Here is a 5855-nt window from a genome sequence, read left to right on the forward strand (position 1 = left end):
AACTGTGTCTGAAGGTGTGGCTCCCGGCGGGCTTGTGAATGCCCGCGGCGCGAATGGCAATCTTGAAGTGTTTCTGTACCGTTCGATCCAACATGTGGTGACGCCGCCGTATTCCTGAGCGCGGATCAATAGAAAGATCCGGTGCCGGAAACACATACTGCCAGTCTGGCTCATGACTGGCGCTGGGGTATTTTCTGGCCAGGCCGGCGGGCATATACACCGAGCCACAGCCACGGGCGATATCTACCTGGTGCTGCAGCCGGGCTGAGTGGATCTGCTTCTGGAGAGGCTCAATTAGCCTGTCTGGTAGCAGTGTGATCCTGTCTTTACCGCCTTTACCTTCCCGGACAATTAACTGCTGCATCCCGAAATCGATGTCTTTTATCCGGAGCCGAAGCGCTTCACTGATTCGTAAACCAGCACCGTAAAGCAGCATAGCGATCAGTTTGTACTCGCCTTCCAGGCAAGTAATTACCCGCCGGGCCTCATCCGCACTGAAGACAACGGGCAGCTTTTTAGGTTTTCTGGCTGCCTCATACTGGAGTTCTTCCAAGGGTGTGCCCAGAAACTCCCGGTACAGGAAAATCAGAGCATTCAGTGCTACTCGCTGGGTAGCCACGCTGACGTTCGCCTGCAGTACCAGATGAGATAAAAACGCCTCTACCTCCCCAGTGCCCATGGTTTCCGGGTGCTTTCGGCCATGAAACCGGATAAAGCGCTTGATCCAGAAGACGTAGGTTTTCTCGGTTTTGTAGGCCAGGCCCCGTAGCCGTATGAAGTTTCTGAGCCGATCCAGAAAACGGGTAGATTGTGGCGAAATAGGGGTGCGGATATCCATATCCTGACTCCTTCTTTTGTGTGTATGGATATACAGTAATCTGGGAGGGGAATTTGTCAACCCGATGATCCGGGGCGGAGTTATACGAACGCGTTCGCAAAACCCCGGAAAATGCATGAGAAATATGTGTAACCTTCTGATAAGGTTGGAAAGAAGGAAAGGGAGGGGCGGAGTTATACGCTCCTCGGCATGAGCAGGGGTGGCTCGAAACAGGGCGTATAACTCCGGCGGTAGCTGTGGTGAATCGTGGTTATCCTTTTGCTTTTATGACGAAAAATAAGAAATTTTGAGTGCGTTCGGGTTGGAGTTATACGAACGCGGGATATACGAATTCGTTCGTAGAATTCACTGTTAAATGTTCATGGAGAGAGCGATGAGAAGAATCATAAAAATATGTGGGGCCAGTCTGTTACTTTGCTTTTCGTTGTCTGCCGCCGCTTCTAAAGGAGTGGTTGTCCTATACAAATCCGGTTGTTCCCACTACGTAGTCGAAACAACCATGGGTTATGTCCTTCTTGATTGGTTTGGCGGTAACGACCCATCCGTGGGAGATACCTTGGTGGGAGACTATGAAAGCTACGGCATGAAGGATATCTACAACATTACGGCTGATGCTGAAACCAGAGCCTGGATAGAGGATTTCTGGCTATCCAAGAGCCGGGTGCTGGAAAAGTACTACGAAAAATGCAACTAGCCGCATTTAACAAGGCGCAGCAGTTCGCGGCCGATGGCCGCCGGACGCCCTTTCCGTGGCTCCTTCGTCGCCACTCCAAGGTCGCCGCTGTGCTTCGGCGTTATCTACTTAGAGGTGGCATGAGAATTCTTGTTGTAGCACTGATTCCGTTCCTGCTTATGGGCTGTAAGAAGTCCGCAGAAAAAATAACCAGCACATCTGTGAATGTCTATTTGAATGAGAGCAACTGCTCGATCTACGAAAAAGTCATGTCGGGGTCACTGGCAAATCACCAGATCGTGCTTATGCAAGCTCCTACTCTGTTCTCACTTTTTCAAGCGCAGAAAGCCGATGCAGAATTGATCAATTTTTATTTTGAGACCTATGCTGAAAAAAGGGGGATTCTGTCTCGCGAAGAAAAAGAGACTTTGGCTAGGCTAAAGAATGATCATATAGCTTGGGCTCAGATGACCGTAGCGCAACAGAAATTCGTTACAGACCTGGTATTTAAAGGGTGCGCTGACAAATAGATAACAATCGGCTGCACAGCGACCGATTCTCCGCCGCTTCGCGGCTACAAACCGGCGCGTGAGCCGGGCGTTAGGCACTCAAACATGGATGAAGATATCGCTAAACTTTTTGAGCTGATGGAGATCTCGTTTAGGGATTTCGAAGACGCTATGCCGGAAAAGCCCAAGCTTGTCCGGAAATCGTACGGCGAAGTTTACCGCTTTCAAGAAAAAGACATCTATCAGGCCATTATTCAGAAGTTGGCGCATGCTCAAAGTACTTTACGGGCAGCTTTAGTCTTGCTTGAGCGTGGTTTTGTTCACGAGCAAGGCGCATTGCAGCGGGTTTTAGATGAGGCAAATGAGGACATTCTGTTTCTCGTTTATGCGGTCACGAATGACAGCATCACAGAGCTACACGAAAAATTCCTCGATTCGTTTTGGGAAGAGGAGTTTAACGATTCAGGTGACCCACTCACGTCGGAGCAAAAACGCCCGATGGTCTCCAGAAAGAAAATCAGGGCTTACATCGCAAGAATAGAAGGTGTGGACTTGGATCCCAGCCGGGGAGCCGAGCTCGCCCGAACAATGAATAAAGCATACTCAGGTTTCGTACACGGGGCATCCCCTCATATTATGGACAAATATGGGGGGTACCCGCCAAGGTTTCACATCAAGGGAATGCTTGGGACGCCGCGCATCGACGAGCATGCGAGTGACTTATGGAATTACATGTACAGGACATTTATATCGCACATCCTTGTTGCAAAAGCGCTAGGCGCTGGAAGACATGTGGAAATAATGACCAAGTATCTCAGGCGTTTTGAAGAGAATGCAGGCAAGGATTATGGCCCAAATGCCTAACCAGTCATTCCAGTTCGTTCCGGCCCTGGCGGGCCTCCACCGGACGGCCTTTTCTGCGCTTCGCTACGCAAAGGCCGCCGCTGAATATTGGCGTTAGCTGGTAGTGCCTTGGGGCCTTTTGAGTGGTTCGGTGCCATTGGGCCTTGGCCGCAAGCGGGTAGCAAAACCGGTACTTTCGGAGTTCCGCCAAGGCCGTTAAAACTCGCGATCTTGCTGGCAGCTCAATCGGAATATTGGGTAAGTATCAAACCCGGTGTTCACCGTGCGGGGTAATCTGCCGAAAACTGAATCGCGATCTGCTACTCTGAAGTTCAGGTTCATTCACCGCATCAAAGGCGGTGGTTTTAATCACGTTGCATTGGCAGGTGTCGGTGCAAGGGCAATGGAGCAGGCCGTCGTGTTGTTTGCCAGGGATCAGGTTCCTCAGTTACCCCCAGCTAACCAGTCGCTTAAGTACGTTCCGGCCTTCGGCCTCCACCGGACGCCCTTGTCAGGGCGCCGCTTAGCTTCGCGTTAAAAGTTTAGATGAGCGATACAGCAGATAGAGTTTTCCGCCTTTGGGCGAGGGGTCTTTGCATATTTACCGCGGTTGTTGCGATCGTGATGTTTTCCTATGCCGCCACAGGGAATAATTTGGCTGCAAGGGTTGCAGACGTCGCCGTAGTTCTGTGGTCTTTCTACCTTGGCTTGGGCGTTTACGTATTTTTGCCAGCGTTCATCTGGACTATGGCCAGGGATTGGGTTCGCCTTACCCTGTACTTTTTCGTTGTGATTCCAGTTGGGGCGTTGGTGTACTTCAAGCTGGCCTGATCGGGAAATTTTAACAAGGCGCTGTAGTACGCGGCCGATGGCCGCCGGACGCCCTTTACATTGCGGCTTCGCCTCCATTACAAGGGCGCCGCTAAGCTTCGCGTTAGAGCCTACAGGGGGAGTGGCATGGCAAAACAGATTGTCGGATGCGTTTGTTTGGCGGCTGTCCTCGTCATGGCTTCTTTGTTTGTGCCGGCAACTGTTGATAGTAGAGCTGAAATGGGCAAAGTTCCTCACGGCTTTCCTTTTCCGTTTGTGTGGCAGAGCGTGGAGAAGCTAGACCCACCTTCGTTTCCACGCTCCTACGCTGTCATGCTTCCGCAGGAATACCCGACGTGGGTATCATTTGCTTCCCTATCTTTGAATATTGCGTTGGTTGGGGCAATGGCATTTGCTGCGTTACGGGTATTCAGGCGAAGGCGGTAGGGATGCAATGGCATATGACCTCGGAAGCTCTAACCAGTGCATTAAATTCGTTCCGGCCCGAGGGGCCTCCACCGGACGGCTTTCTCTCCGCTTCGCTGCGTAAAAGCCGCCGTTTATGCAGGCGTTATATTTCTCAGGGAGTCCCAAATTGCTCAATAGGTCAGCTTTAATCCTCCGTTACAAAGAGCCGGCAGTGCGCTGGATCAACGAAGCTGATCCGAACCCTGACGGCCCGGAAATCACGCTCGAGGATGTCAACGAGGAGCGTACCGTTTACCTCATTGATGAGGAGGTGGCCGACACTCCCAAGCAACTCAGAAAATGGATCAAGGCTAACTTTCGTCCTTTGTTCGAAAGCGAGCTGGGTGGGTGGTATGTTGATCCAGATTTATGGCCTCAGAAACTGACCCTGAAATTGTTTGACGAATGGTTCACGGTCGAGTGCCACACCATGATTTTCGACACGGTTGGCGGTCCAATCGAGGACGACGAAATATAACAAGTTGTTGTAGTTCGTTCCGGCCTGCGGCCTCCACCGGACGCCCCTGTCGGGCCGCCGCTAAACCAAGGCGTTAAATGTCTCGAGAGGAACCATGCATACTTTAAATACCTTTTTATTTGGTGATCCGGAAGATTGGAGCAGAGAAAAGGTCTTTGACTTGGTTAGAGACTATTTTTCTAAAGATGCAGACGTTGAATTCTCGGAAGAGGAAGTTCCATTTGGAAACATACCACCAAAACTTAGGGTAGGTTTCGGAGATTACTTTTTCAAAGTAAGTGTTATAGAGGACAAAACCATCAATGAAAGTATTAGCCATATAAAAGAGATCACAGGTGAAAATATAGAGTCTCAAAAAGAGTTGCTGTGCGAATTTCGTACTACATTTTCTAATGACAAAGACTCAGACTTCGATCATATCGCAATCAGTATGTATCAATTTTTAGAAAATTTACCATTTTCATTAGTTTACGATGATAGTCATAAAAAGGTTATTTTAAAAAACATTTAACAAAGCGCTGCAAGGGACAAACCTACGCTGCGCTTCGGTTTGCCCCAGAGCGCGGCGTTATATAGGGAGGTAGCAGAACATGGAGACACTATTTGAGTTTGTGTCAAAAATTCCTTCCTCAGCCTGGGTGGCCCTATCCACAGCGATACTTACTTCTGCATTGACGTTGATCGGTGTAAACCTCACGAATCGAGCCAGCAACGACCGATTGCGAATTCAACTTGATCATGAAACTGAAACGCGAAGAAATGACATAATTCGGGAAAGGCTTGAGGAATTGTACGTAGAGTCAAAGCGATACACGAATATAGCGGTATCGCATTTCCTGCCATACAGGCAAGTAATGGCAGGAGAGCTGACCTTTAATGATGCCCTAGACATCACTACAAACCGGAACTATGCACACAACCCGGATCGGTTGAATCTGATTATTGACATGTACTTCCCAGAGCTTCAACCATCGTTTTCGGCCGTTAAAGAAAAGCTCGATCATATTCAAGATGTCCTGCATGGCTATAAACAGCAGTATAAATCCGGTGATATTTCGGGCGAGAAATGGTTGCCTCACTTTCAAGAGGCCCTTGAGTTGTTGGCGGAAGAGGCCGGCTCATTTGAGCGTGAGGTATCGAGAATTGCCAAGACTATATAACAAGGCCATTAAGGTTGTTCCGGGCCGATGGCCCTCCACCGGACGCCCTTGTCAGGGCGCCGCTTATGGCTGGCGT

The 5855-nt window shown here is 49.8% G+C and carries 8 protein-coding genes; 6 read left to right on the plus strand and 2 right to left on the minus strand.

What is annotated here, in order from left to right; genetic code table 11:
• A partial coding sequence (locus B9Q17_RS17745) for an integron integrase (protein ID WP_094626187.1) occupies positions 1-838 on the minus strand: 838 nt, incomplete at its 3' end.
• Positions 839-1211: 373 nt separating this feature from the next.
• On the opposite strand from B9Q17_RS17745, the gene B9Q17_RS18145 reads away from it, so the two are divergent.
• From B9Q17_RS18145 to B9Q17_RS17760, 3 genes are all read left to right on the plus strand, one after another.
• Positions 1212-1532, plus strand: coding sequence for a hypothetical protein (locus tag B9Q17_RS18145; protein ID WP_154707675.1), 321 nt, complete (start codon positions 1212-1214; stop codon positions 1530-1532).
• Positions 1523-2041 (plus strand): hypothetical protein, encoded by a 519-nt coding sequence (locus B9Q17_RS17755; protein WP_094626189.1) that lies wholly within the window; start codon positions 1523-1525, stop codon positions 2039-2041. The genes B9Q17_RS18145 and B9Q17_RS17755 overlap by 10 nt, the downstream gene beginning before the upstream one ends.
• An 84-nt stretch (positions 2042-2125) precedes the next feature.
• Complete coding sequence (locus B9Q17_RS17760; RefSeq protein ID WP_094626190.1) at positions 2126-2884, plus strand: hypothetical protein; 759 nt, start codon at positions 2126-2128, stop codon at positions 2882-2884.
• A 513-nt stretch (positions 2885-3397) separates the two neighbouring features.
• Here B9Q17_RS17760 and B9Q17_RS18150 read toward each other — a convergent pair.
• Positions 3398-3772 (minus strand): hypothetical protein, encoded by a 375-nt coding sequence (locus tag B9Q17_RS18150; protein ID WP_154707676.1) that lies wholly within the window; start codon positions 3770-3772, stop codon positions 3398-3400.
• A 541-nt stretch (positions 3773-4313) separates the two neighbouring features.
• Between B9Q17_RS18150 and B9Q17_RS17770 the strand changes: the two genes are divergently transcribed.
• The 3 genes from B9Q17_RS17770 to B9Q17_RS18300 all read left to right on the plus strand — a co-directional run bounded on the left by B9Q17_RS17770 (position 4314) and on the right by B9Q17_RS18300 (position 5779).
• On the plus strand, positions 4314-4619 hold the full coding sequence (locus B9Q17_RS17770) for a hypothetical protein (protein WP_208618807.1): 306 nt from the start codon (positions 4314-4316) through the stop codon (positions 4617-4619).
• Positions 4620-4713: 94 nt separating this feature from the next.
• Positions 4714-5130, plus strand: a complete 417-nt coding sequence (locus B9Q17_RS17775; protein ID WP_094626193.1) for a hypothetical protein — start codon at positions 4714-4716, stop codon at positions 5128-5130.
• 79 nt (positions 5131-5209) lie between these two features.
• Positions 5210-5779, plus strand: a complete 570-nt coding sequence (locus tag B9Q17_RS18300) for a hypothetical protein (RefSeq protein WP_094626158.1) — start codon at positions 5210-5212, stop codon at positions 5777-5779.
• Positions 5780-5855: the final 76 nt, after the last annotated feature.

Origin of the sequence: Marinobacter vinifirmus (assembly GCF_002258215.1) — a bacterium.
Classification (GTDB): Bacteria; Pseudomonadota; Gammaproteobacteria; order Pseudomonadales; family Oleiphilaceae; genus Marinobacter; species Marinobacter vinifirmus.

Excerpts from the sequence above, each read along its gene's own strand:
- B9Q17_RS18145 (WP_154707675.1), top strand. The coding sequence starts at position 1,212 with ATGAGAAGAATCATAAAAATATGTGGGGCCAGTCTGTTACTTTGCTTT.
- B9Q17_RS17760 (WP_094626190.1), top strand. The coding sequence starts at position 2,126 with ATGGATGAAGATATCGCTAAACTTTTTGAGCTGATGGAGATCTCGTTT.
- B9Q17_RS18150 (WP_154707676.1), bottom strand. The coding sequence starts at position 3,772 with ATGGAGGCGAAGCCGCAATGTAAAGGGCGTCCGGCGGCCATCGGCCGC.
- B9Q17_RS17775 (WP_094626193.1), top strand. The coding sequence starts at position 4,714 with ATGCATACTTTAAATACCTTTTTATTTGGTGATCCGGAAGATTGGAGC.
- B9Q17_RS18300 (WP_094626158.1), top strand. The coding sequence starts at position 5,210 with ATGGAGACACTATTTGAGTTTGTGTCAAAAATTCCTTCCTCAGCCTGG.
- B9Q17_RS17755 (WP_094626189.1), top strand. The coding sequence starts at position 1,523 with ATGCAACTAGCCGCATTTAACAAGGCGCAGCAGTTCGCGGCCGATGGC.